Origin of the sequence: Oceanisphaera sediminis, assembly GCF_039539745.1 — a bacterium.
Taxonomy (GTDB): domain Bacteria; phylum Pseudomonadota; class Gammaproteobacteria; order Enterobacterales; family Aeromonadaceae; genus Oceanimonas; species Oceanimonas sediminis.
In genome coordinates, this window is record NZ_BAABDS010000039.1 from 133,651 (window position 1) to 158,810 (window position 25,160).

A 25,160-nucleotide genomic window follows, 5' to 3' on the forward strand; every position below is an offset into this window, starting at 1 on the left:
CTCTGACTCGAATCAGACTTCAATATCCAGCTCGATGCCGGCGTCCTCATTCGAGCTGTGATAACGCCGGTTGATGATATCGAGCCGACGGCTCATGGCGGTGTTGGCACCAATCAGACAGAAGGCACCCCGGTGCAAGCCCAGCCAGGCTTCAAAAGCGGCCTGGCGCCGATCCCGTTCTCGATCCTGATGGCGCGGCCGAATGGCAACATAAGGCTGCACCGCCGTAATCACCGGTATTACCGGGCGACGCACCTGATCGGCATGAGCCGACTCGGTGCCGGGCTGAACCAGATTGGGCAACATGGTGGGCAAGATTACCGGTATTGTCATCGCAACCTCCCTGCATGAATTACCTGATTATGGCTGCCGTGCCTTCGATCGGTACATAATCACCGAGCCCTTACTATAGGTCAGCTCACCGAGATTGACAGCCCGGTGTCCGGGTCTTGCCTGCCGGCCACATTGAGCAAAAAAGCGCGTATTTGCTCGGCGGTGGCCTCCGGATGCGAAATAAAGGAAGCGTGCGACGCCCTGGGCTCAACGTGGCTTTGGCTGTGCGGTGCCAGGGCATCGACCAGGGCGACGGCCTTTCTCGGCACCAGGCCGTCGAGCCGGCCATACAGGCGCAACATGGGTAATTGCAGCCGACTCAAGCCAGTGCGCAAATCCACGCCCCCCAGCAGCGCCAGGCCGGCGGCCAGCGCGGCCGGATCGGGCCCGGGTTTTTGAGCCAGACTGTCACGCAGCTGGCGAATGTCTTCCCGGGCGTGCTCGCTGCCCATCGCCTGCAGCGCCAGAAAGCGATTGACCACCTGGTGGTGATCTTCGGCCAACTGCTGCTCAAAGGCTGCCAGCACCGCAGGCTTGATGCCGGGCCAGTCGTCCTCGGCCACAAACCGGGGTGAGCTGGCCAGGGTGATCAGGCTACGTACTCGCATTGGCGCCTGCAGGGCGGCATGGGTGGCGACCAGCCCGCCCAGCGACCAGCCCAGCCAGGCCGCCTCATCGGGCACGGCTCCCAACACGGCGGCGGCCCAGTCATCCAGGCGGGCATGCGCAGGCAGCGCCGGGCTGTGGCCAAAGCCGGGCAAGTCGACCAGATGCAGCCGAAAGTCCGCTTCCAGCCGTGGGGCCAGCCCCTGCCAGACGGCACCGTTCATGCCCCAGCCGTGCAACAACACCAGATCCGGCCCCCGGCCGCGCCGTTCTACATATACACTCATCAGCAAATCCCGTTATCTTGATACCGCCATGATAAGACGGCTGACCGCCCGCTTACAATCCGGCCCGCTCTGGTGGGGCCAATGCCTGCTGTGCCGGCACGACTGCGAACAACAGGCGCTGATCTGCCGTCAGTGCCGGGACGAACTGCCACAGCTGGAACACCCCTGTCCGCAATGCGCCTTTCCGCTGGCGGTGGCAGACGCTCACTGCGGCCAATGTCAGCGCCAACCGCCACCCTGGCAACGAATGCGGGTACTGGCCGACTTTGAGTCGCCCTACCCTCGGCTGATCCACGACCTCAAATATCATCAACGGGCGCTGAACGGTCGCCTGCTCGGCCAGCTGCTGGCCCAACGACTGCAACCGCCCTATCCGGAGGCCATACTGCCGGTGCCATTGCACTGGTGGCGACAGCTCTGCCGGGGCTATAACCAGGCTACCGAAATCGCCTGCGGCCTGCAGGATGTGCTGAACATTCCGGTGGATACTCACGCCTTGCGCCGACTGCGTGCCACCGCCTCTCAGACCCACCTCAATCGCCGCCAGCGCAAGCGAAACCTGCACGGCGCCTTTGCTGCTCGCCCCATGGCATATCATCACGTGGCATTGCTGGATGATGTGATCACCACCGGCACCACCATGACCGAGCTGACCCGGCTGCTACACCGTCAGGGGGTAAGCCGGGTAGAGGTGTGGGCCGCATGCCGGACTCTTGATCACTGACGACTATTCAAGCGGCGGCAACAGGAGTATGATTTAAAGTTGAGTTGTTTAGTCAGGTTTACGAGGATAGCGATGATTACGATTTCCGAAACCGCCCAGGAACATTTCCGCAAACTGTTGTCGCAACAGCCGGAAGGCACCAACATCCGGGTGTTTGTGGTTAACCCGGGCACCCCCAACGCCGAATGCGGCGTCTCTTACTGCCCGCCCGATGCCGTCGATCATGACGATATGCATTTGCCGTTCGAAGGTTTTGAGGCGGTCGTGGATCAGCAGAGCGTCTCTTTCCTGGACGCCGCCGAAATCGATTTTGTCAGCGATCAGATGGGCTCTCAGCTCACCCTGAAAGCCCCCAATGCCAAAATGGCCAAGGTACCGGATGATGCGCCGCTGGCGGACCGAGTCGAATATGTGCTGCAGTCCCAGATCAACCCGGGGCTGGCCAGCCACGGCGGCAAGGTGGTACTGACCGAAATCACGCCGGATGGCCTGGCCATTCTGCAGTTTGGCGGTGGCTGTAACGGTTGCTCCATGATTGATGTCACGCTGAAAGATGGTATCGAAAAGCAGCTGCTTGAACTGTTTGCCGGCGAAATTACCGGTGTGCGCGATGCCACCGATCACGAGCGCGGCGAGCACTCCTACTACTGAGTTCACCACTCGGTGTAGTAAAAGGAGAATAGTAAAAAGGGAGCCATTCTGGCTCCTTTTTTTGTGCGCAGTTTCGGCGAGTTATACCCATTTGAAGGAAGATCTGAGCATCATTTTAAATCTGAGCTCAGAGGCAACACAGCCGCCTCCCACGACACACCACTGATAAATGACACTCACCGTTTCAGCCTGCTGCGAACATTCACTGGATGTTCGGTCAGGCTGCAACCGTTCGTCACGGCGAGACAAGTTCGCCCCCTGAGGGCTCGGGAAATGCCGTCCCTGACATTTCACGGTCGTGGTAGTCGATCTCTGTTGCCTCTTCTTAAGCACCGAGTCGTCTGCAGAGCGCCCCCACAGGAGACTCCGCAGCAGAGGGGCGGATGAAGGGTTCTACTCCAGCGACCATCACATGACAGGACGTCATGTGCTGAGCGCCACATGGAGGTGCTTGCAGCGTGTCGGTGGAGTAGACCCTTCGTTCGACCTTTACCGAGCAGCCAAATAGATCAGTTATTTAATCTGTTTGGTATTATTCCGCCTTGCGATCCCGGCTCAGCAGGGCAATGGCCGCTTCTTTGGCATTCTTGCCCTGATACAGCACCTGATAGACCTGCTCGCAGATGGGCATTTCCACGCTGTAACGGGCCGCCAGCTGATGTACTTCGGCGGCATTGCGATAGCCTTCCACCACCTGACCGATGTCGGTCATGGCCGCCTGCACGTCCTGCCCTCGGCCGAGGGCCAGACCAAAACGGCGGTTGCGCGACTGATTGTCGGTGCAGGTCAGCACCAGATCACCCAGCCCCGCCATGCCCATGAAGGTTTCCTGCCTGGCACCCAGGGCTACCCCCAGGCGCTGCAGCTCCACCATGCCACGGGTAATCAGCGCGGTACGGGCGTTGGCACCGAAACCCAGGCCGTCGGCCAGGCCGGCACCGATGGCGATGACGTTTTTCACCGCCCCACCGAGTTGCAAGCCCACCATGTCGTCGTTGAGATAAACCCGGAACGAGCGATCACAGTGCACCAGATCCGCCAAATCGCCGGCAAAATCATCGTCGGAAGACGCAAGAGAAATAGCGGTGGGTAGCCCCATGGCCAGCTCTTTGGCAAAGGTCGGCCCCGACAAGACCGCCAGCGGGATCCGGTCACCCAGAATCTCTCGGGCCACATCCTGCAACAGGCTGCCGGAAGTCGGGTCCAGCCCCTTGGTGGCCCAGGCAACGCGGCTGTCTTTGCGCAAAAACGGCTTTATCTGCTTCAGCACATCGGCAAACACATGACTCGGCACCACCACCAGCAGATCGCGACTGGCCTGCACCACCTGCTTCAGGCCGGCTTCGGGAATCAGGCTGTCGGGAAAGGTGGCATCGGGCAGAAAAACCTTGTTGCAGCGATCAGTGGCCAGGGTCGCCACCTGCTCGGCCCTGTGACTCCACAGCAGGGTTCGGTGGCCATTACGCGCGATGGCAATGGCCAGTGCCGTACCATAGGAGCCGGCACCCAGAACCGAGATGGCGGCATCCTTATGCATCAGGCATCCGCCTGCTGTTGCTGGGCACGCTGTACGTGCGCGGCAAACAGGGCATCGAAGTTCACCGGTGCCAGGTTCAGTTGCGGGAAGGAACCGCGACCCACCAGGCTGCCCACGGTTTCACGGGCATAGGGGAACAGGATGTTGGGGCAGAAGGCACCCAGGCAGTGCGCCAGTTGCGGCTCGGCCATGTTGCCGATGGTGAAGATACCGGCCTGCTGAATTTCGCACAGGTACACGGTTTCGCCTTCGCCCATGTGGCAGGTCACGGTCAGGGTCAGTACCACTTCGAATACGTTGTCACCCAGACGGGCGCTCTTGGTATCCAGATCCAGCTTTACTTCGGGCTTCCATTCTTTCTGGAATACCAGCGGCGTGGACGGCGCTTCGAAGGACACATCCTTCAGATAGACACGCTGGATCTGAAATTCAACCTGTTGCTGGGCCTCGGTGTTGGCGGCGCCGTTTTCTGTTTCAGCCATGAAGATATCCTTATTTTTATGCGTTGAAAGATTAACGTTTGGTTACCGGCAGGTTCTGGGTACGCCAGTCGGCCATGCCGCCACGCAGGGCGTGAACCTGGTTGAAGCCGGCCTTGGTCAACAGACGGCCGATACCGCTGGTGGTCATGCCGGTTTCGCACACCAGTACTACCGGCTTGTCTTGGTATTTTTCGATCAGGTTCAGGTTGTTGGCCTTGAGCTGAGCGGCAGGCACGTTGATGGCGCCGGCAATGTGGCCCTTGCGAAATTCCTCGGCGGCGCGAACATCCACCACCACGGCGTTTTGCTTGTTGATCAGCAATACCGCCTGCTGGCTGGGTACTATCTGCACCTTGGTCAGTTTGGACATCAGGGTCATGTAGATGATTACGGCAACCAGGCCCAACCAGACCATGCTCAGCATGGGATGACTGGCGGCAAAATCGAGGTACTCTTGCATAATGTTACTTCTTTCGAGTCAAAATACGGAAAAGCCCGAGTATACATGGGGCATCGGTAAATAACAGCAGCCCGAGTCCAATCACCCTTTTCCACCTTCGTGGCCGGAATTGCCGCCGGTGTTCGGCTGGAGACCAAATCGGCAACTGTAGTAAGATAAAGCCGGTTAAGCCGCCTCGACCCGTCTTTATACAACAAATAACAACATAGGTTTACACTATGAACTCGACCAAAAAGCCCCTGGTTCTCATCATTATGGATGGATGGGGTTATAGTGAAAAAACGGAACATAACGCCATTCACACCGCGCATACTCCGGTGCTCGACGACCTGATGCAACACCGCCCCTCGATGCTGATTTCCACCTCCGGTCACGACGTGGGCCTGCCCGAAGGCCAGATGGGCAACTCCGAGGTTGGCCACGTCAACATCGGTGCCGGCCGCATCGTTTATCAGGATCTGACCCGCATCGACAAAGCCATCGAAAACGGGGATTTCTTCTCCAATCCGGTGCTGACCGCCGCCATTGACGGCGCCGCCGATCAGGGCAAAGCGGTGCATATCATGGGCCTGCTATCCACCGGTGGCGTACACAGCCATGAAGACCAGATAGCCACCATGATCAAGATGGCCGCCGAGCGCGGTGCCGAGCACATCTATCTGCATGCCTTTCTCGATGGCCGGGATGTCGCCCCCCGTTCCGCCGAGGCGTCCATCACACGTGTCGACACCCTGTTTGCCGAGCTGGGCAAGGGTCGTCTGGCCTCGGTGGTGGGGCGTTACTTCGCCATGGACAGAGACAACCGCTGGGATCGAGTAGAAAAAGCCTATGATCTGCTGACCCAGGGCCGGGCCGAGTATCACAGTGCCACCGGTGTCGAGGCGCTGCAGGCCGCCTATGCCCGTGAAGAAAATGACGAATTCGTCCAGACCACCACCGTCGGTGAGCCGGTTTCCATGCAGGACGGCGATGCAGTCATCTTCATGAACTTTCGTGCCGATCGGGCCCGGGAGCTGACCCGCGCCTTCGTGCAGGATGATTTCACCGGCTTTCAGCGCACCCAGCGACCGGCCCTGAGCCACTTCGTGATGCTGACCGAATATGCGGCCGACATCGACACGTCCTGTGCCTATCCGCCCGAAGCTCTGCCCAACACCCTGGGTGAATGGCTGGCCAAACACAACAAGACCCAGTTGCGTATCTCCGAGACCGAAAAATACGCGCACGTCACCTTCTTCTTCAACGGTGGCCGGGAAGCCTGCTTCGAGGGCGAACAGCGCGAGCTGATCCCAAGCCCCCAGGTGGCCACCTACGATCTGCAGCCGGAAATGAACGCCGAATTGCTCACCGACAAACTGGTGGCCGCCATCGAGAGCCAGGCCTATGACGTCATCATCTGCAACTATCCCAACGGCGACATGGTCGGCCACACCGGGGTGTTCGAGGCGGCGGTCAAGGCCTGTGAGGCGGTCGACCGCTCTATCGGCCGGGTAGTGGAAGCGCTGGAACAAGTGGGCGGCGAGGCGCTGATCACCGCCGATCACGGCAATGCCGAGCAGATGGTCAACCCGGTCACCGGTCAGGTACAAACCGCGCACACCAACCTGCCGGTGCCGCTGATTTACGTCGGCCGCGATGCGGTTCCGGCCGCCAAGGGCCGGCTGTCGGATCTGGCACCGACCATGCTGAGCCTGATGGGGATGGAAACACCGACGCAAATGACTGGCAAGCCTCTGATGGTTCTGAAATAATCTAGCCCATATGGGCAAACAACGACTGATCGTTTCATTATTACTGCTAAGCACCGGCCTGATGGCCGGTGCTTTTGCTTGGGCGGATGACAGTAAGGATCTCAAGAACGTTCAGGGTCAGATTGCCAGTCAGAAACAGGACGTACAGCAACAGAAAAAACAGTTGAGCCAGCTGCAGCAGCAGCTCGCCCGGGATGAAAAGGCCATTTCCGCGGTGGCCCGGAAGCTGAATCAGACTCGGCACCAGCTGAAAGACAACGAGGCCGCCCTCGCCCGGCTGGACCAGGAACACCGGGCCCTGGGCAAACAGGCCGAGCAACAACAGCAGTTGCTGGCGGAACAACTCAGGGCCGCCTATCAGAATGGCCGGCACGACTACCTGAAATTGCTGCTCAATGGTCAGGACAGCACCGAGATAGACCGGCTGCTGCACTACTATGCCCACATTAATCAGGCACGGGCCGACGCCCTGCAACAGCTGGCTCGTACCCGCGAGCAACTGGCCGACAACCGCCGTCGTGCCGAGCAGAGCCGCAACCAGCTCAACCAGCTATTGGCCCGGCAGCAGACCGAACGACAAAAACTGAGCGAGCAGCAGGCCAAACGCAGCCAGACTGCCAAACAACTCAATGCGGCGCTGGATCGGAGCAATCAACGCCTGAGCAATCTGCTACAGGCGGCCGGTCATCTGGAACGCCAGATCAAGGCCGCTCGGGAAAGAGCCGCCCGGGAACAGGCGGCGCGCGAGCGAGAGGCCCGGGAACAGGCCGAACGCAACCGGCTCGCCCAACAACAGGGTGGCTCCGGCAGAACGCCGGTGGTCGCCAAAACCAGTGGCAACTTCGCCGGTCTGGCCAAGGGCACCCTGCCCTGGCCGCTCAAGGGGGCGCTTATCCATCGCTTCGGCGCTGCCCGCACCAGCCAGATGCACTGGAAAGGCCTGCTGATCGGCGCTCCGGTCGGCAAGGAAGTCAGCGCCATCGCTAATGGCCAGGTGGTGTACGCCGACTGGCTCAGCGGTTTCGGCATGGTGATGGTGATCGATCACGGCAAAGGCTTCATGAGCCTCTATGGCCATAACCAATCGCTGCTGCGCAACCCCGGTGACGAGGTCAAGGCCGGTCAGCCCATCGCGCTGAGTGGCGAAAGCGGCGGCCAGGACAAGGCCGGCCTCTACTTTGAAATTCGTTATCAGGGCAAGGCCATCGATCCCCAGCCCTGGCTGGCACGAGGCTGACCTGAATCCCACCGGCCACTAGCCGGTCGCCGCTTCCAGTTCGTCAATCAGCCACAGCGCCTCGGCCTGACTGGTACCGCACACGTCGGCCATGGCCTTGAAGGTACCGCACACCGCCGGCCGCTCCGGCTTGCCAAACAGCGCACAGCGCATATCCTCCAGCAGATGCAGGCAGGGCTCGCCGGCGGCCTTGCCATCGGGCATACCCGGCAACGGGCCGCTGATACTGGGGGCGATACAGCAGGCACCGCAATTACTTCGACATTCCATTACACGACCTCTCGACTTGGCCGAGCAGTATAACGGCTCGCGGCCGCCCACAGTAGTGGGGAGTCAAGGCCGGCGGATTGGTATAAAATGGCGTTTTTTCATCACACTGGATGTTTACCATGCGCCTGACCGTTCACTGCCTGGAGCAACTGCCGGCCATTCATCGTCACCACGCCGACATCATACTGCAGGGCAGAGCCCTGCCCGAGCAGGCGGTATTTTATCTCGCCACCTTTAACGACAAGGCTGTGGCTCTGGCCTGGCGTCAGCAGGAGCGAATCGACTTTATCGCGGTACGCGACATTACCCGCCGCCGGGGCATAGGCCGGGAGCTGTTGCGCCAGATCCGACAGGAAGCCCAGGCCGCCGGCCTGACCCGACTCGACTGCAACCCGGCCCAGGCGCCGGAAGAACAAAGAGCCGGACTGGCCGCCTTTTTAACCAGCCAGGGCTTCAGCACCCAGGCGGGACTGCTAAGCTGTTGCCTAGACAAATAAAGGTCAACAGCAAAGGAGGCGGTGATGAAGACGAGAACCGAACGGGACTCTATGGGCGAGGTGCAGGTACCGGACCAGGCCCTCTACGGTGCCCAGACCCAGCGAGCCATCAACAATTTTCCGATCTCCGGTCAGCCGCTGCCTTCGGCCTTTATCCAGGCCATCGCCCGCATCAAAGCCGCCTGCGCCCATGCCAACGGCCAGCTCAAGCGGCTGGAGCAGAACAAGGCCGATGCCATCATTCAGGCCGCGGGCGAAATAGTCGAAGGCCGGCACCCGGAAGCCTTTCCCATCGATGTCTACCAGACCGGTTCCGGCACCAGCACCAACATGAACGTCAACGAGGTACTGGCGCACCTGGCCGCCGCTCGCCTGGGCAAGGCGGTGGGCGCCAATGACGACGTCAACATGGGCCAGAGTTCCAACGATGTCATTCCTTCCGCCATTCATGTCAGCACCGCCCTGAGCCTCAGCCGCGAGCTTCTGCCGGCCTTGCTTCACCTGGAGCAGGCCATTCTCACCAAGGCCGAGCAGTTGCAGAGTCAGGTAAAAACCGGTCGCACCCACCTGATGGATGCCATGCCGTTGCGCTTCGATCAGGAGCTGGGTGGCTGGGCCACCCAAATCCGTTACGGCCACGAACGGCTGGAAGGGCTGCAAAGCCGGCTGCAGCAACTGGCACTGGGCGGTACCGCCATCGGCACCGGCATCAATGCCGACCCGCGTCAGGCTCAACTGGCCTGCGACTATCTCAATGATCACACCGGGCTCGACTTCTGCCCGGCCGAAGACCATTTCTACAGCCTGAGCAGTCAGGACACCGCGGTCGAGCTGTCGGGACAACTCAAGACCCTGGCGGTGGCGCTGATGAAAATCGCCAACGATCTGCGCTGGATGAACTCGGGCCCACTCACCGGCCTGGCGGAAATTCAGCTGACCGCCCTGCAGCCGGGGTCGTCCATCATGCCCGGCAAGGTCAATCCGGTGATCCCCGAGGCGGTGGCCATGGTGGCGGCTCAGGTCATTGGCCTGGACACGGCCATCACGGTGGCCGGTCAGTCCGGCAACTTTCAGCTCAACGTGATGCTGCCGCTGGTGGCCAACAACCTGCTGACCATGACTCGACTACTGGCCAACAGCGCCCCGCTGCTGGCCGAAGCCATCGCCGGCTTTACCGTCAATCAGGCTCATATCGATCAGAGCCTGGCCAAAAATCCGATTCTGGTGACCGCGCTCAATCCGGTGATCGGCTACGACAAGGCGGCCAAGATCGCCAAAAAGGCCTATGCAGAAAACAGGCCGATACTGGACGTGGCACTGGAAGAAACCGAGCTGTCGGAACAGGAATTACGCCAGCTGCTGGATCCGGCGGCATTGACGCGAGGCAGCCAGAGCCATTAAGCCCTCATGACTCCAGCGGCAGCAGGGGCGCGGGATAGTTCAGCAATTCGCGCCCCTGCTGATGCGATTCTACCTGCGCCAGGCTGACCGGCCCCAGCTCCGGTAGCCAGTAATGCAGATGCTCGAGTTGCGGATCATACTGACGCCATTGACGATGTGGATTGAAACGGCGCCCATGGCGCGGATCATGGCCGGTACCGGCGATATATGCCCAGTTCCCCCAGTTGCTGGCCACATCGAAGTCGACCAGATACTGCTCGAAAAAACGGGCCCCCAGTCGCCAGTCCAGTCCCAGCTCGTGAATAAAGCAACTGGCCAGATTCTGCCGCAACCGGTTGGAACAAAAGCCGGTCGTCATCAATTCACGCAGTCCGGCATCAATCATCGGCCAGCCGGTCTGCGCGCGACACCAGGCCTGCCAGTAACCAGGATGATGCCGTCCGGAAGGCGCTCGCCCCGTTAGCCCCTGCGCGGCGAACACCCGGCGACCATGCAGCCGTAACGACCAGTGAAAATACTCGCGCCAGAGCAGCTCGAATTTGAGCCAGTAACTGTGCTCGTCGGCACCATGCTGATGCTCGTAGGCATCGATTTGCTGCCATACCCGGCGCGCCGACAGGCAGCCCCAGGCCAGGGCGGCACTGAGCCGGCTGGCGTAATAATGCCCATGCAGCTGATTGCGACTGGCCTTGTAATGAGCAATGGCTTGCCGTTCAAACAGGTAATGCCGCAACCAGCCCGTGGCTGCGGACTCTCCACCAACCTGAGCCGGATGAGGCTGCTCGCTCTCCGAATATTGCGGCCAGTCAATGCCGGTTGGCAATGGACAGAGTGCCGGCGTCAGGTGCTCGAGCCCGGTAGCGGCGACCGGTGGGGTGACCGACAGGGCCAGCCGTGACTCTACCTGCTTGCGAAAACCGCTGAAGCTGGCAGGAAATGCCGCCAGTACCGGCTGCAGCTGTTCCGCCTCAAACAGCGTCTGGGCCGAAAACAGCGTCATCGCCACCCCGTGATGGCGCAGTTGCTCAATCCAGGCGGCTTCTTCCGGCGCCTGAGCTTCATGGGTGATCAACGAAAAGGGACTGTGCCGGTACCACTGCAGCAGTAATTCGGCCGGATCGCCACTCAGCACATAAAGCGGGCAAGGAGCCAGCCGGCGGGACAGATCTGCCAGCGCCTGTTGCAGGTAGCGCGCCTTGGCCACGCCCAACCGGTGCAGCCCCTCGCAGTCGGGTTGCAGCCAGCAAGAAGGCAGAATAAACACGGCTGCCGCCGCACCCTGGCTTTCCGCCAGGCGACGCAACCCCCGATGATCATCAAGGCGCAAATCATTGCGTAACCAGAGTAGTTGCATTCAGGCTCTCCAGAAAAGTGGCCACCACCAGGACCGGCAGCTCCGTGATTATTGTTCATGGGCATCAATCACGTATCGAATGAACCTGCCTACCTTGCTGCAAACAGAGCCGTAAAACAAAAAGGGATGCCGAAGCATCCCTTTTTCACATCAAGGCAGCCGTTACAGGATGATGTCCTGCAACGCCTTGTTCTTGCGAGACAGAATATGAGTCGAACGAATACGACGCACGGTCCGCGACTTGCCACGGATCACCAGAGTTTCGGTGTGGGCGTAGTAACCATCGCTGCTGATACCTTCCAGCAGATCACCCTTGGTGATGCCAGTTGCTGCAAACAGCACGTTGTCGGTACGCGCCATGTCTTCCAGCTTCAGTACCTTGCCGACTTCAATGCCCATCTGCCGGCAGCGTTCTATCTCTTGCTGCCCCAGAGCCAGGTTCTCTTCACTCGGCCCCTTGACCTCATAGCGTGGCATCAGACGAGCCTGCATATCGCCGTCCAGCGAGCGCACCGCGGCGGCGGAAATCACCCCTTCGGGGGCGCCGCCGATGCAATAGAGCATGTCGACTTCACTCTCGGGAATACAGGCGAGAATGGAGGCGGCAACATCGCCGTCGGGCACGGCGAACACGCGCACACCCAGCGCCTGTATGGTCTTGATTGCCTTGTCGTGGCGCGGCTTGGCCAGGGTGATCACGGTAAAACGGGACAGCGGCTTGTTCAATGCCTTGGCAACGGCCTTGATATTTTGCTCTATCGACTTGCTCAAATCGATGGCGCCTTTGGCGCGGGCGCCGACGATCAGCTTTTCCATGTACATGTCGGGGGCACGCAAAAAAGCGCCCTTTTCACCGACGGCAATCACCGCCAGGGCGTTTGACTGGCCCATGGCGGTCATGCGGGTGCCTTCGATAGGATCGACGGCAATATCGACATTTTCACCACCCATACCGACCTTTTCGCCGATATAGAGCATGGGGGCGTCGTCAATTTCACCCTCGCCGATCACCACCTCACCACTGATTTCAATTTCATTCAGCACATGACGCATGGCCGCCACGGCGGCGCCGTCGGCGATATTCTTGTCGCCTCGTCCCAGCCACTTGTAGCCGGCCAGGGCGGCGGCTTCGGTCACTCGGGAAAATTCAATGGCCAATTCACGTCTCATGAAGATTTCCTACTCGTTCAAGTTATTATTACTTATCCAATATGCGCTGTTGCAGAATACGATAAACATCGGGCGTTTCTGCTTTCTCGGATACACAGACATCCAGATCGTGCAATTTGCCATCTTTGATACCGTATACCCAGCCGTGAATCGACAGTTCCTGTCCACGCTGCCAGGCGTGCTGCACTATGGTGGTACGACACAGGTTAGCCACCTGCTCGACCACGTTAAGCTCGCACAGGGCGTCTTCTCTTGCCTGTTCGGGTTCAATGCCGAGCAAGTCTTTACGATAGCGGTGATACAGGTCTTTAAGGCTGCACAGCCAGTTATCGATAAGCCCCAGCTCTGCATCACCCATGGCGGCCTTAACGCCACCGCAGCCGTAGTGGCCGCAAATAATAATGTGTTTTACCTTCAGCACTTCAACCGCGTATTGTACCACCGACAAACAGTTGAAGTCGGTGTGCATCACCAGGTTGGCCACGTTACGATGCACAAATACGTCACCGGGCAGCAGGCCGGTCAGCTGGTTGGCGGGAACCCGGCTGTCGGAGCAGCCAATCCACAGATACTCGGGTGCCTGCTGCAGCGCCAACTTTTCAAAAAAGGTCGGATCTTCCGCCTTGATCCGCTCCGACCATTCCTGGTTGTTGTTGAACAGCTGCTTCAGTATTTTCATGGGATTGTCCTGCTTTTATCTGGTCAAAAATAAGTTATTGACGGAAAAAAGGCCCCAGCGGGGCCTTTCACCATCATATTGATGTTACTCAGGCATCCATGGCCGTTTTCAGCTTTTTCAATGCGCTTTTTTCCAGCTGGCGAATACGCTCGGCAGACACGCCGTATTCATCGGCCAGCGTCTGTAGTGTGGTCTTGTCGTCTTCATCCAGCCAGCGGGCCTGAATGATATGCTGGCTGCGCTCATCCAGGGTGGCCAGCGCTGCGCGCAGGCGACGATTGGCGGTTTGCTCCCAGTTGGACTCTTCCACCTGGTGGGCCACGTCCGAGGCATGATCCTGCAGATAATGTACCGGCGAAAAACTGGTGTCCTTGTCGTCGTCATCGGACGCCAGATCGAAGGCCTGGTCCTGCGCACTCATGCGCGACTCCATCTCCAGCACTTCGGCAGGCAGCACGCCCAGGTTCTCGGCCACCATTTCCACTTCCTGCTGGTTGAACCAGCCCAGGCGCTTCTTGGACTTGCGCAGATTGAAGAACAGTTTGCGCTGTGCCTTGGTGGTCGCCACCTTGACCACGCGCCAGTTACGCAGCACGTATTCGTGAATTTCAGCCTTGATCCAGTGTACCGCGAAGGACACCAGACGCACGCCCACCGTGGGGTCGAAGCGTTTGACCGCCTTCATCAGGCCGATGTTGCCTTCCTGGATCAGGTCGGCCTGGGGCAGGCCGTACCCCGAGTAACTCTTGGCAATGTGCACCACGAAGCGCAGATGCGACATGATCATCTGGCGGGCCGAGGCCAGGTCACCATCGTTCTGCAGCCGCTCGGCCAGTGATTTTTCTTCTTCCGCGCTCAGCACGGGAATGGTATTGACTGCCTGGATATAGGCCTCCAGGCTACCCTGAGGAACCAGGGCAAAGTGGCGCTGAAAATCTGTCGTCATTAAACTCGCATTCATTACATGACTCCGTATCAAAACAGCTGCGGCTTGCACCCTGCCATGACGTTGGTGGTCTGGTTGTGCACACATTGCAAGATGAGGGCGCAGCAACGGAAAATGTATTTATCTGGGAATAAATGTCAAGCGGATCGCTCGTTTCTGACCCCATGAGACCACAATACGGCCATCAAGTTCAACTCGGCTCGATGGCGCGAATGTGACGCCGCACCGAAAATCCGGACGCCAACAGGCTGAGCAGGGTGCCGGTCAGGATAAGCAGCAGGCTTTCCTGCGCTCCCAGTCCCAGCAGATCAAAATCACTCTGATACAAGGCCGCCAGCGCGTTCACCTTGTGGCTGAGCCAGAACACCATCACCAGAGTCAACCACCAGGCCAGCAGGCCGCCGATAATGCCGTACCAGAGCCCCACATATAAAAAGGGCCGCTGAATAAAGCTGTCGGTCGCCCCCACCAGCTTCATCACCTCGATCTCGTAACGGCTGTTGAGGATGTTAAGCCGCAGCGTATTGCTGACCACCAGCAGCACGCCGGCCAGCAACAGGGTCGCCATGCCGACCACCGCCTGGCGTAACAGATCGACGATGCCCGACAGCCGGGCCAGCCAGGCCATGTCCAGCCGGGCGGTCGCCACGACAGGCTCGGCGCTCATGTCCGCCAGCAGCAACTCGGCGGCATCCGGCACCCGACCGCTTTCGGACAGGTTGAGAATCAACACCGCCGGCAACGGGTTTTCTTCCAGCAGCTCCAGCGCGTCGGCGAAGCCGGCGGCGCCCTTGAAGTCGGCCAGGCCCTGATCGGCACTGATGTAGGTGATGTTCTCTATCTCGGCCAGGGTCGCCAGTCGCTGCTGCAGCTCGGTGGCCTGAGCCTCGGTGGCATTCTGTTGCAGATACAGGCTGATCTGCGCCTTGCTCTGCCAGAATTCACTGACCGACTCGGCATTTTTCAGCAATACATAGAAACTCGCCGGCAATGCCAGACTGACTCCCAGCACGGCAATGGTCATCAGCGAGCTCAGCGGCGTGCGCCACAGCTCACCCAGACTGGCGAACAACTGGCGCAGGTGATCGACACCATACATGGCCAGTCTCTGCGGCCAGGACAACTTATGCCTGCTCATACGCCCTCCTCCGCCTGCATGCGCCCACTATCCAGGGTCAGGGTACGATAACGCTGGGAGTTGATAAGACCGGTATCGTGGGTGGCAATCAGCACGCTGACGCCCACCCGGTTAAAGGCTTCAAACAGCCGCAGAATTTCCATCGACAGTTCGGGATCCAGGTTGCCGGTCGGCTCGTCGGCCAGCAGCAATGACGGCTTGTTGACGATGGCCCGGGCGATGCCTACCCGCTGCTGCTCACCACCCGACAGCATGGGCGGAAAATAACGATCCTTGCCGAGCAGGCCGACCTTGTCGAGCGCCGCCGACACCCGGCGGCGAATATCCTGATGGCTATACCCTTCGATCACCAGCGGCAACGCCACATTGTCGAACACGGTACGGGCGTTAATCAGGTGATGATCCTGAAAAATCATGCCGATACGGCGCCGCACATAGGGAATGTGACCACGAGCGATACGACTGACATCCTGGCCATTGAACAATACCTGACCATCGGTGGGTCTTTCCATCACGCTGATCAGCTTGAGCAGGGTGCTCTTGCCGGCCCCCGAATGGCCGGTAAGGTACGCCATCTCCCCCTTGTCCAGGTGAAAACTGACCTTTTGCAGGGCCTGAAAGCCGCCGCTGTATACCTTGCTAACCTGCTCGAAGCGGATCATTTATTCTTCCTGACTGAAAAGAGCGTCGATGAATTCCCGGGAATTGAAAGGCCGCAAATCGTCGATTTTTTCACCCACGCCGATGTAACGAATGGGAATACCGAACTTGTCTGCCACCGCAAAAATAACCCCACCCTTGGCGGTACCGTCCAGCTTGCTCAGGGTGATACCGGTAATGGGCACCGCCTCGTTGAACACCTTGGCCTGACTCAGGGCGTTCTGGCCGGTACCGGCATCCAGAGTCAGCATGATCTCGTGCGGCGCGGCGCCGTCGATTTTCTGCATTACCCGCACGATTTTCTTCAGCTCGTCCATCAGGTGTGCCTTGTTCTGCAGACGACCGGCGGTATCGGCAATCAAGACGTCGACCTTGCGCGCCTTGGCGGCCTCGACCGCATCGAAAATCACCGACGCGGCATCGGCGCCGGTATGCTGGGCAATCACCGGAATATCGTTACGCTCGCCCCACACCTGCAACTGCTCTACCGCCGCGGCGCGGAAGGTATCGCCGGCCGCCAGCATCACCGACTTGCCCTCGGCCTGGAACTGACGCGCCAGCTTGCCGATGGTGGTGGTCTTGCCGACGCCGTTGACGCCGACCATCAGGATCACGTAAGGCTTGTGCTCGCTGTCGACAACCAGCGGCTGGTCGACCTTGTCCAGGATGGCGGCCATCTCTTCTTTGAGTAACTCATAAAGCGCCTCGCCGTCTTTCAACTGGCGGCGACTGGCCTGACGGGTCAGGTTGTCGATGATCGACAGGGTGGTTTCCACGCCCAGATCGGCGGTCAGCAGCTGGGTTTCCAGCTCTTCGAACAGCTCGTCGTCAATCTTCTTGCCGCTGAACAGACCGAAGAAACCGGAGCCCAGGTTTTGTTTGGTTTTCAGCAAGCCCTGCTTGAGGCGAGCGAAAAAGCCCTTTTTGGGCGTCTTGTCGGCCTTTTTGGCAGCCGCTTCGGCTTCCTCCGCCAACCGGGCCTGCTCCGCCGCCTCTTCTTCGGCGGCGAGACGCGCTTCTTCTTCTACCGCCTGCCGTGCTTCCTCTTCCGCACGAGCCAAGGCTTCGGCTTCTGCCGCCAATCGCGCCTGCTCGGCCGCTTCGGCTTCTGCCGCCAACCGGGCCTGCTCGGCCGCTTCGGCTTCCGCCGCCAGCCGGGCCTGTTCCGCCGCTTCGGCTTCTGCCGCCAGACGGGCCTGCTCGGCCGCTTCGGCTTCTGCCGCCAGGCGGGCCTGCTCGGCCGCTTCGGCTTCTGCCGCCAATCGGGCCTGCTCGGCCGCTTCGGCTTCTGCCGCCAGACGGGCCTGCTCGGCCGCCTCGGCTTCTGCCACCAACCGGGCCTGCTCTGCTGCCTGAGCTTGCTGTTCCTGCAGCGCCTCTTCCACTTCTGCCGTACCGGATTCAACTTCCGATTCAATCGCCGGCTGCTCGGCCTGTTTTTGTTCTTCTGCTACGTCCTGCTGACCTTTGTTTTTGCCAAAGCCCAGCCAGGAGAAAAAACCTTTTTTCGCCATCCTGCTATTACTCGCTTGTGTCGGGGGAGATTAGGGCTGGCCGTGACTCGGCCCCTTCATTAGAATACTCACCCCTTATGGGTGCAAAACCGCCTTATACTAGCACTTTATTGAAAGACGGCGAAACGAGATGGCAAAAGCAAAACCGGCAAAAAACACCTCGGCAGGCGGCGGTCAAATCCGCCTGATCGGTGGTCAATGGCGCGGACGTAAATTGCCGGTGCTGAATAGCGAAGGACTCAGACCCACCACCGACAGAGTAAAAGAAACCCTGTTCAACTGGCTGATGTTCGACGTACGGGGTGGGAACTGTCTGGATCTGTTTGCCGGCAGCGGCAGCCTGGGGTTTGAAGCCCTGTCGCGCGGCGCCGCCAAGGTGGTATTGGTAGAAAAGGATACCCAGGTTGCCCAGCAGCTACAGCGCAATCTGGCCAGCCTGCCCGAGGCGCCGGGTCGGGTCATCAATACCGATGCTCTCGCCTTCCTGCAAACGACGGCAACGCCGTTCGAGCTGGTGTTTCTGGATCCGCCGTTTCACCGGGAATTACTGCCCAACGTCTGTCAGTTGCTGGAACAGGGCGGCTGGCTGAGCGAAAACGCCAAAATCTACATCGAGCGGGAACAGAATTCGGCATCATTGCCGCTACCGCCCAACTGGCGATTGCTGAAAGACAAGCAGGCGGGACAGGTCAGTTATCAACTTTATACAAGGGAACAAGTGGAATGAAGGTATTAAATTTCGTGATGCGCATAGTCATGCTGGTGTTCTGGGCCGGTATTATTTACGCGCTGGTGGGCCCCGATTTTCAGGAAGTCGGCTCCATGCCGCTGATCCTCGGTGCCGTAGTACTGTTCATGCATTTGCTGCAGATGTTGATGCTCAAGCAGGTCGCGAGCCTGCTGCACCCCACCTTGAAGGATTATCTGGCAGTGCTGGTATTCGGCTCTTTTGCCATGCATCACCACAGGGCGCGCCTGAAAGAGATCACGGAACAGAAGCACTAAGCTCGGCCTTATACCAATCCCAGTAATGATCTGGTCATATTGAGGCCCTAGACCAGAGGCAACACAGCCGCCTCCCTCGACACGCCATAAACCCATCCCTGGGGGCTCGGAAATGCCGTCCCTGGCATTTCACGGTCGAGGGAGCCGTTCTCTGTTGCCTCTTTTGGAACACCGAGTGGTCCGCAGGCAGAGCTAACAGGCGACGCCGGAGCTTCAAGGAGGACAAAGGGATCTGCTCAGCCGACCTTTCGTTTCAGGGATGAAACGGAGAGCGTACATGGAGGTATTCATAGCGAGTCGGTGGAGCGAGCCCTTTGGCCGATGTGCAAACATTGAGCTACAAAACCAAGCTGTTTTCCTACTCTGGATTTGTGACCAAAAGACAGTCGGCCTTACTACTCGGTGGGGTCGGCCTCATGGCCGCACTGCCAGCAGATTTCAAAGCTGCCGGCATTGTGCTCGCCACAGCGTCGGCAATACCAGGCCGGGCCGGCGCCGCGCCGATAAGGCTCCAGAATAAGCTGTGCCTGTTTCAGGTCTTGCGCCCGTACCAGCAGAGTCACCTCCACCGCATTGGCGGGCAGCTCGCCCAGGGCGCCGGACAAGGCTTCGCCCTGTAACTGCACCCTGATACCCGACACCTCCAGCGATCCCTTCAGGGTATGCGCTTCCAGACTGTTGGCCGCCTGATAAACCGAAATCCACTCGTTCATTATGCTCCGGCGCCGGAATGACAGATAGAAAAAGGGGGTGACATCATGTCACCCCCTTTTGGGTTGTCGTATGGTTAATCCGTAAACCAAGTTGCTCCCTGCATTCCCTGACAAAATTACCTTATCCTTAAGGTGTTCCTCTTCCCGATCCATCGGGGTGTCCTGGTCGTCCTGACTGCGATTCATCCTGAGTCGCTTGACTATCTCCATCCTGGAGGTGTCCTTGACCGCATCCTGCGGGGTTCCTTTTGCCGTTCCTGGCAGCCTGTCTTCCTGACCGACTTCCTTGCTCCTTGCACTACTAACTATAGATAACTTTGCCAAAGGCTCAAGACAGAAAAGCAGACCAAGAGTTCAGCCCAGAACACAGTGAAGATACAATTCATTGATTTAAATGAATATATTTTCTTTTACATCGTTAATACTGCAGCTTAAAACGTCTTCTCCGCTTCTTCCTTGAGAGATCTCTTACAAGCCTGCAGGGCAATAGCCCCATCAGATACTGCGCCACAAAAAATTAGCCCGAAAGAGTCTCACCGCTTAGGATAAAACCGTCTGATATAAAGGAGTGATTCTAATGAAAACCTTACTGTTGCCATCGGCACTGGTGGACTCAAGCTGGCTGGCCGAACATCTGCATCATCCGGATCTGGTGGTACTGGACGCCAGCTGGCACATGCCGGCCGCCAAACGTTCCGGAGAGCAGGAATGGCGCCAGCAACGCATTCCCGGGGCACGTTTCTTCGACTTCGACAGTAAAATCAAAGATAACGACAGCTCGCTGCCACATATGCTTCCGTCTGAAGCCCAGTTCTCGCAGCAGGTCTCGGAACTCGGCCTGAGTAATCATCATCACATCGTGATTTACGACAGCAGCGGCATCTTTGCCGCACCGCGAGCCTGGTGGATGCTCAGGGCCATGGGGCACGAAAAAGTGGCGGTACTGGATGGCGGCCTGCCGGCCTGGATACAACAGGGATATGCACTGGAAAGCGGCGAGCCGGCCGTCGTCTCGACAGGTCACTTTGTCGCCCACCGGCAGGCCGACTGGATAGCCGATGCGACTCAGGTGCAAACGGCCCTGTCCCAATCTGATACTCGGGTGCTGGACGCCCGGAGTCGGGAGCGGTTCAGCGGTCAGGCCGCCGATCCGCGCCCCGGCGTTCGTCCCGGTCATATGCCCGGCGCCCACTGCCTGCCCTTTGGCGAGCTGCTGGAACAGGGCCACTTCCTGCCACCGGAGCAACTGGCCCAAAAACTGGCGTCACATCTGGCACCCGAACAAGGCCTTATCTGCAGCTGCGGCTCGGGTGTGACCGCCGCCATTCTGGCCCTGGCGGCGAATCTGACCGGCCACAAGCAAGTCGCGGTTTACGACGGCTCCTGGACCGAGTGGGGTGGCAACCCCGACCTGCCGGTGGTCACCGACAGCTAAAAAAAAATGCCCGCCATAAGGCGGGCACTTTCATTTTTATTAGCTTATTTTACCGGGCTGCCTTATTCGGCAGCAGGTCGTGCCGCCACACCCATCTTCAGCGCCAGCCAGATCACCAATACCAGGCTGATCATCACCGACAGGTAGTTGGTGCCCATTTCCGGAAACTGGGTACGCAGGAATGCCGAATAACCGAACACCCCGATCAGGAAAGCGAGCAGAGTACAGAGGGGAGTGTCACCCTCCATCGGAACGCTCAGATATTCCTGATACAACATGTACGCGGCCAGAGCCAGCGCAATGATGGGGAACACGGAAAATGCCAGCTGGCTGACGCTCAGGGTAGCCAGTGTGGCGTTACCACAAAGGCCAACCAACAGCGCTAGCAAGATAGGTTTACGACGGATTTGTTTACTTCCTGACATGGTCATCCTTCCTAATGTAGGGCCTAGAGCCTCTTCGCTTTATTATATGCATCTGCGCCCTTGGCAATGATACGCAGTTGCAGGGTCATACGTTCGGCCAAAGCCGCACGTTCTTTTTCATTCATGTCCAGCGCCTCGGCCCCGGCACTGAACACGATGGTAACCATCGCCTGGGCCTGGGTCTCGGCGTAGCTTCGGCTAGTTTGTTGCTTCTCTTCCAGATAATCTGTGAGCTCGGCGGTAAAATGCTGAATTTCGCGGGCTACCGCCTGACGGAAGGCGGCCGAGGTACCGGAACGCTCCCGCAGCAACAACCGGAACACATCCGGACTACGCTCGATAAACTCCATAAAGGTTTTTACCGAAATCTGGATAACACTACCACCATCGGCAATGCGTTGACGAGCCTGACGCATCAATTGACGCAGGGTCAGACCACCCTCATCCACCAGTGTCAGCCCCAGCTCTTCCATGTCCTTGAAGTGACGGTAAAAAGAAGTGGGTGCCAGTCCCGCCTCTCGCGCAACTTCGCGCAGACTCAGACTGGAGAAGCTGCGTTCGGCGCTCAACTGGCGAAAAGCCGCATCAATCAGAGTACGTCGAGTCTTTTCTTTTTGTTCTGCGCGAATGCCCACTGCACACCAGGGTCTAACATGTTAGTAATAGGATCATACCCCTTTGTCATCACGCGGTCAGCTCCAAGAGGTCAATTTGTAATTGACGCTGGCCGGTATTAAATATGAAAATAGTGTACAGCTGTTCGCTCAATGGATAACAAGATGCGTAAACCTCCTCTGCTCTGGACCAACCTTTTGCTGTTTTCAGCCACCGGCCTGGCCACCATGGTACTGGTTCCCTGGTACGGCCTGACTCAAGGCTATGATGGCTGGCAATGGCTCGCCATGCTGGTGCTGTTCAGTTACAGCTGCCTGTCGATAACCGCCGGTTATCATCGCCTGTGGGCGCACAAGGCCTACGACGCTCACCCCCTGTTGCAGTGGGTGTTTGCACTGGGCGGCGCCCTGTCTTTGCAGAATTCCGCCTATCACTGGTGTGCCGATCACCGGCGTCACCATCGTCATGTGGACGATCTGGACAAGGACCCCTATTCCGCCAGCCGTGGACTCTGGTTCTCGCACATGGGCTGGATGCTGCGTCACTACCACACGCCCGACGACAGCAATGTCCCCGACCTCAAGCGCAACCGCATCCTGCAGTTTCAGCACAAGCACTATCTGGCGCTGACCCTGATGATGAATATCGCCTTGCCTTTGTTGCTGGGCGTCTGGCACGGCGATGTCTGGGGCATGCTGCTGATGGCCGGTGTGTTGCGCCTGTTCCTCGGCCACCATGTGACCTTCTTCATCAACTCCCTGGCCCATTACTGGGGTCGCCAGCCCTACACCAGCAAGAACTCGGCCCGCGACAACGATCTGCTGGCGGTACTGACCTTCGGCGAGGGCTATCACAACTTCCATCATCTGTTCGAATTCGATTATCGCAACGGTATCCGCTGGTGGCATTACGATCCCACCAAGTGGTTAATCCGTACCATGAGCTGGCTGGGCCTGGCATCCAGGCTACGCACCTGTCCGCAGGAGCGAATCGAACAGGCCCAGCTGGAACGCCGGCTGGAAGTGGCCCGCCAGAAGATACTGCGCCAACAGCAGAATGCCGATACCGAGCAGTGGCTGGCGCTGTTGCACAGCGAGTACGACCGCTTGCTGCATCAGCTCAAGAGCTACTATCAGGTGCGCAAGAGCCTGCTGGACCTGAAGAAAAAGGCCGCCCGCTGCAAATACGAAGAGCTGCGTCTCAAGCTGAATTGTGACGAACTGAAAGCCGCCTTCACCACACAGCGGCGCAACTGGCTCAAACTCACTACCCAGTTTGCCTGATGGCACAAATGGCATTACCGAATAAGGCGGGATATCCCGCCTTATTTATTTTTTGCTGATAATACGAACAAGGTCACTGTTATCCCCTACCCTGAACACTTCCCTTTGACAAAAACTCTGCAAAACACCATAGTCTTCGCCATTTTAATTCGACAGCAAATGTACGTTTAACTTTACAGTCAGCAGGAGCAGCAAGACGTGGAAAAAAGGGCGCAGTTCAGTAGCAAGCTGGGGTTCGTGATGGCCGCCGCCGGTTCGGCCATCGGCGTGGGTAATATCTGGGGCTTTCCCACTCAGGCGGCGAGTAACGGCGGTGGCGCCTTTCTGCTGGTTTATCTGCTGTTTATCTTTCTGCTCGGCTACCCCATGCTGGTGGCGGAAATCACCATCGGCCGTCACGGTCAGGCCACGCCATTCCGGGCCCTGCAAACCCTGACCCGCAATCCGCTGGGCAAGGTCATCGCCGGTCTGGTGGGACTGGCGGCGGTGATTACCGTCAGCCTGATCTTCACCTTTTACGCCATCGTCTCCGGCTGGTTTGTCGCCTATGCCCTGGAGCCATTGGCCAGCATGGCCGGCGCCCATGATGCCGCCGGCTGGCTGACCGGCTTTTCCACTTCCCGCAACCTGGTGTTCACCCTGCTGTTCGCCCTGTTGAGCCTCTATGTGGTCAGCCGGGGGCTGGAGCAGGGCATCGAAAAGTGGTCGAGCCGGCTGATGCCGCTGTTACTGGTCATGTTGGTGCTGCTGACCGGATACATGCTGTCGCAGCCGGGTGCCGGTGAAGGTCTCGAAGCCTATCTGGTACCGGACTTTTCGCGGGTACTGAACGGTGAGGTGCTGATTGGAGCTCTGGGACAGAGCTTTTTCTCGCTGTCGCTGGGGGCGGCGGTGATGATGCTGTATGGCTCCTACCTGAGCCGCCAGGCCAGCATTCCGGCCCTGGCCGCCCAGGTAACCCTGCTCGACACCGGCGTGGCCTTTCTGGCCGGCCTGCTGATCCTGCCCGCCATGTATGTGGCCCAGCACAACGGTGTGCCCATTTTTGCCGAAGACGGCAGCCTGCTCAGCTCGGATACTTTGGTGTTCTCGGTCTTGCCGGCGCTGTTCGACACCATGGGCCAGGCCCAGTATCCGATCGCCTTCGCCTTCTTCCTGCTGATGATAGTGGCGGCGCTGACCTCCGCCATCTCCATGCTGGAGGCACCGGTGTCGCTGGCGATGGAGTCCACCGGGCTGTCGCGCATCAAGGCCACCTGGCTGATGACCGCCCTCTGTACCCTGGTAAGCGTGATTATCGTGTTCAATTTCGGCGCCCTGTTCGGGCTGGTAATCACCCTCACCACCCAGTATGCCCAGCCGCTGGTCAGCCTGTGCATCACACTTTATGCTGGCTGGATCTGGCAGCGCAACAAGGTACTGGCCGAGCTGAAGTCGGGCTGCCCCGAACTGGAGCAGGGACTGTTCTGGAAGATCTGGCCCTGGTATGTGCGCTTCGTGTGTCCGGTACTGGTGCTGGTAGTGATTGTTCAGTCGATAGGTAACTGAGTCACCTGAGTAAAGCCCAGACATTGGGTTAAGGTAAAACTGTGTGCTCCGGCTACAGAGGCAACACAGCCGACTCCCACGACACGCTACAAGTACATCCATGTAAGCTCAGACATGCCATCCTTGGCATGTCATGGTCGTGGTAGTCGATCTCTGTTGCCTCTCTTTGGCATCCGAGTTAACTGTAGACGGCACGAACAGGTAACTCCCTGATATAAGCGAGGATAAAGGGATCTGCTTCACCGACCATCACATGACAGGGAAGTCATGTGCTGAGCGTCACAAGGAGGTGCTTGAGCGAGTCGGTGAAGCGGGCCCTTTATCCGGAGTGATGTAACAATCAAACAAATCGCTTGTTTAATGGGGTAGGTATTAAAGGTATCCGAGTTGGCTGTTGGCAAAACCAGCAGTCAACGGCTGAAAAACGTTGGCCGACTTC

Annotated in this window: 27 protein-coding genes; 11 read left to right on the plus strand and 16 right to left on the minus strand. The window is 58.8% G+C overall.

Annotated elements, in window-relative coordinates:
- Positions 1–12: 12 nt before the first annotated feature.
- Positions 13–333, minus strand: a complete 321-nt coding sequence (locus tag ABD827_RS14250) for a hypothetical protein (protein ID WP_298717039.1) — start codon at positions 331–333, stop codon at positions 13–15.
- An 80-nt stretch (positions 334–413) separates the two neighbouring features.
- A complete protein-coding gene (gene bioH, locus ABD827_RS14255) occupies positions 414–1,226 on the minus strand; it encodes a pimeloyl-ACP methyl ester esterase BioH (RefSeq protein WP_344965360.1) in 813 nt (270 codons plus the stop codon).
- A 28-nt stretch (positions 1,227–1,254) separates the two neighbouring features.
- Here bioH and ABD827_RS14260 point away from each other — a divergent pair, with 28 nt between their 5' ends.
- Positions 1,255–1,950 carry a ComF family protein gene (locus tag ABD827_RS14260; protein WP_344965361.1) on the plus strand — a complete coding sequence of 232 codons (696 nt, stop codon included), beginning with the start codon at positions 1,255–1,257 and terminating at the stop codon, positions 1,948–1,950.
- Between the two features lie 72 nt (positions 1,951–2,022).
- Positions 2,023–2,601 carry a Fe-S biogenesis protein NfuA gene (nfuA, locus tag ABD827_RS14265; protein WP_298717048.1) on the plus strand — a complete coding sequence of 193 codons (579 nt, stop codon included), beginning with the start codon at positions 2,023–2,025 and terminating at the stop codon, positions 2,599–2,601.
- 532 nt (positions 2,602–3,133) lie between these two features.
- Here the strand turns inward: nfuA and gpsA are convergent.
- The 3 genes from gpsA to ABD827_RS14280 are packed head-to-tail and all read right to left on the minus strand — an operon-like array spanning position 3,134 to position 5,080.
- Positions 3,134–4,138 (minus strand): NAD(P)H-dependent glycerol-3-phosphate dehydrogenase, encoded by a 1,005-nt coding sequence (gene gpsA / locus ABD827_RS14270; protein WP_344965362.1) that lies wholly within the window; start codon positions 4,136–4,138, stop codon positions 3,134–3,136.
- Entirely contained in the window at positions 4,138–4,620 is a 483-nt protein-coding gene (gene secB / locus ABD827_RS14275) for a protein-export chaperone SecB (RefSeq protein ID WP_298717054.1), read from the minus strand. The genes gpsA and secB overlap by 1 nt, the downstream gene beginning before the upstream one ends.
- 31 nt (positions 4,621–4,651) lie before the next feature.
- Positions 4,652–5,080: a rhodanese-like domain-containing protein gene (locus ABD827_RS14280; protein ID WP_344965365.1), complete on the minus strand. Its 429-nt coding sequence runs from the start codon at positions 5,078–5,080 to the stop codon at positions 4,652–4,654.
- A gap of 218 nt (positions 5,081–5,298) precedes the next feature.
- Here ABD827_RS14280 and gpmM point away from each other — a divergent pair, with 218 nt between their 5' ends.
- Together gpmM and envC are read left to right on the plus strand one after the other, a co-directional pair.
- On the plus strand, positions 5,299–6,831 hold the full coding sequence (gene gpmM, locus ABD827_RS14285; RefSeq protein WP_344965366.1) for a 2,3-bisphosphoglycerate-independent phosphoglycerate mutase: 1,533 nt from the start codon (positions 5,299–5,301) through the stop codon (positions 6,829–6,831).
- A 10-nt stretch (positions 6,832–6,841) separates the two neighbouring features.
- A complete protein-coding gene (envC, locus tag ABD827_RS14290; RefSeq protein WP_344965367.1) occupies positions 6,842–8,068 on the plus strand; it encodes a murein hydrolase activator EnvC in 1,227 nt (408 codons plus the stop codon).
- Positions 8,069–8,086: 18 nt separating this feature from the next.
- Here the strand turns inward: envC and ABD827_RS14295 are convergent, their stop codons facing one another.
- Positions 8,087–8,338 carry a YkgJ family cysteine cluster protein gene (locus ABD827_RS14295; protein ID WP_344965368.1) on the minus strand — a complete coding sequence of 84 codons (252 nt, stop codon included), beginning with the start codon at positions 8,336–8,338 and terminating at the stop codon, positions 8,087–8,089.
- Positions 8,339–8,457: 119 nt separating this feature from the next.
- On the opposite strand from ABD827_RS14295, the gene ABD827_RS14300 reads away from it, so the two are divergent.
- Together ABD827_RS14300 and ABD827_RS14305 are read left to right on the plus strand one after the other, a co-directional pair.
- Entirely contained in the window at positions 8,458–8,835 is a 378-nt protein-coding gene (locus tag ABD827_RS14300) for an acetyl-CoA sensor PanZ family protein (RefSeq protein WP_344965369.1), read from the plus strand.
- A gap of 24 nt (positions 8,836–8,859) precedes the next feature.
- On the plus strand, positions 8,860–10,236 hold the full coding sequence (locus ABD827_RS14305; RefSeq protein ID WP_344965370.1) for a class II fumarate hydratase: 1,377 nt from the start codon (positions 8,860–8,862) through the stop codon (positions 10,234–10,236).
- Between the two features lie 4 nt (positions 10,237–10,240).
- On the opposite strand, the gene ABD827_RS14310 is transcribed toward ABD827_RS14305, so the two are convergent.
- The 7 genes from ABD827_RS14310 to ftsY form a co-directional block, all read right to left on the minus strand.
- Positions 10,241–11,590, minus strand: coding sequence for a DASH family cryptochrome (locus tag ABD827_RS14310; protein WP_344965371.1), 1,350 nt, complete (start codon positions 11,588–11,590; stop codon positions 10,241–10,243).
- Positions 11,591–11,752: 162 nt separating this feature from the next.
- Complete coding sequence (gene glpX / locus ABD827_RS14315; RefSeq protein ID WP_344965372.1) at positions 11,753–12,760, minus strand: class II fructose-bisphosphatase; 1,008 nt, start codon at positions 12,758–12,760, stop codon at positions 11,753–11,755.
- A gap of 28 nt (positions 12,761–12,788) precedes the next feature.
- On the minus strand, positions 12,789–13,439 hold the full coding sequence (gene can, locus ABD827_RS14320; protein ID WP_298717081.1) for a carbonate dehydratase: 651 nt from the start codon (positions 13,437–13,439) through the stop codon (positions 12,789–12,791).
- An 88-nt stretch (positions 13,440–13,527) separates the two neighbouring features.
- Positions 13,528–14,385 (minus strand): RNA polymerase sigma factor RpoH, encoded by an 858-nt coding sequence (gene rpoH / locus ABD827_RS14325; RefSeq protein ID WP_298717084.1) that lies wholly within the window; start codon positions 14,383–14,385, stop codon positions 13,528–13,530.
- Between the two features lie 190 nt (positions 14,386–14,575).
- Complete coding sequence (ftsX, locus tag ABD827_RS14330) at positions 14,576–15,523, minus strand: permease-like cell division protein FtsX (RefSeq protein WP_344965373.1); 948 nt, start codon at positions 15,521–15,523, stop codon at positions 14,576–14,578.
- Positions 15,520–16,185: a cell division ATP-binding protein FtsE gene (gene ftsE / locus ABD827_RS14335; RefSeq protein ID WP_344965374.1), complete on the minus strand. Its 666-nt coding sequence runs from the start codon at positions 16,183–16,185 to the stop codon at positions 15,520–15,522. The genes ftsX and ftsE overlap by 4 nt, the downstream gene beginning before the upstream one ends.
- The gene (gene ftsY, locus ABD827_RS14340) at positions 16,186–17,697 is read right to left on the minus strand and encodes a signal recognition particle-docking protein FtsY (RefSeq protein ID WP_344965375.1); all 1,512 of its coding nucleotides are present in this window, start codon (positions 17,695–17,697) and stop codon (positions 16,186–16,188) included.
- A gap of 130 nt (positions 17,698–17,827) precedes the next feature.
- On the opposite strand from ftsY, the gene rsmD reads away from it, so the two are divergent.
- Positions 17,828–18,424 carry a 16S rRNA (guanine(966)-N(2))-methyltransferase RsmD gene (gene rsmD, locus ABD827_RS14345; protein ID WP_344965376.1) on the plus strand — a complete coding sequence of 199 codons (597 nt, stop codon included), beginning with the start codon at positions 17,828–17,830 and terminating at the stop codon, positions 18,422–18,424.
- Positions 18,421–18,702 carry a DUF1145 domain-containing protein gene (locus tag ABD827_RS14350; protein WP_344965378.1) on the plus strand — a complete coding sequence of 94 codons (282 nt, stop codon included), beginning with the start codon at positions 18,421–18,423 and terminating at the stop codon, positions 18,700–18,702. The genes rsmD and ABD827_RS14350 overlap by 4 nt, the downstream gene beginning before the upstream one ends.
- A gap of 395 nt (positions 18,703–19,097) precedes the next feature.
- Here ABD827_RS14350 and ABD827_RS14355 read toward each other — a convergent pair whose 3' ends face one another.
- Positions 19,098–19,415: a putative signal transducing protein gene (locus ABD827_RS14355; RefSeq protein ID WP_344965379.1), complete on the minus strand. Its 318-nt coding sequence runs from the start codon at positions 19,413–19,415 to the stop codon at positions 19,098–19,100.
- Between the two features lie 577 nt (positions 19,416–19,992).
- On the opposite strand from ABD827_RS14355, the gene sseA reads away from it, so the two are divergent.
- The gene (sseA, locus tag ABD827_RS14360; RefSeq protein WP_344965380.1) at positions 19,993–20,850 is read left to right on the plus strand and encodes a 3-mercaptopyruvate sulfurtransferase; all 858 of its coding nucleotides are present in this window, start codon (positions 19,993–19,995) and stop codon (positions 20,848–20,850) included.
- Between the two features lie 62 nt (positions 20,851–20,912).
- On the opposite strand, the gene ABD827_RS14365 is transcribed toward sseA, so the two are convergent.
- On the minus strand, positions 20,913–21,275 hold the full coding sequence (locus tag ABD827_RS14365; RefSeq protein WP_298717105.1) for a YijD family membrane protein: 363 nt from the start codon (positions 21,273–21,275) through the stop codon (positions 20,913–20,915).
- 23 nt (positions 21,276–21,298) lie between these two features.
- Positions 21,299–21,910: an HTH-type transcriptional repressor FabR gene (gene fabR, locus ABD827_RS14370; RefSeq protein ID WP_344965381.1), complete on the minus strand. Its 612-nt coding sequence runs from the start codon at positions 21,908–21,910 to the stop codon at positions 21,299–21,301.
- A 144-nt stretch (positions 21,911–22,054) separates the two neighbouring features.
- Here fabR and ABD827_RS14375 point away from each other — a divergent pair, with 144 nt between their 5' ends.
- Complete coding sequence (locus ABD827_RS14375) at positions 22,055–23,173, plus strand: acyl-CoA desaturase (RefSeq protein ID WP_344965382.1); 1,119 nt, start codon at positions 22,055–22,057, stop codon at positions 23,171–23,173.
- Between the two features lie 198 nt (positions 23,174–23,371).
- A complete protein-coding gene (locus ABD827_RS14380) occupies positions 23,372–24,721 on the plus strand; it encodes a sodium-dependent transporter (RefSeq protein WP_344965383.1) in 1,350 nt (449 codons plus the stop codon).
- Positions 24,722–25,160: the final 439 nt, after the last annotated feature.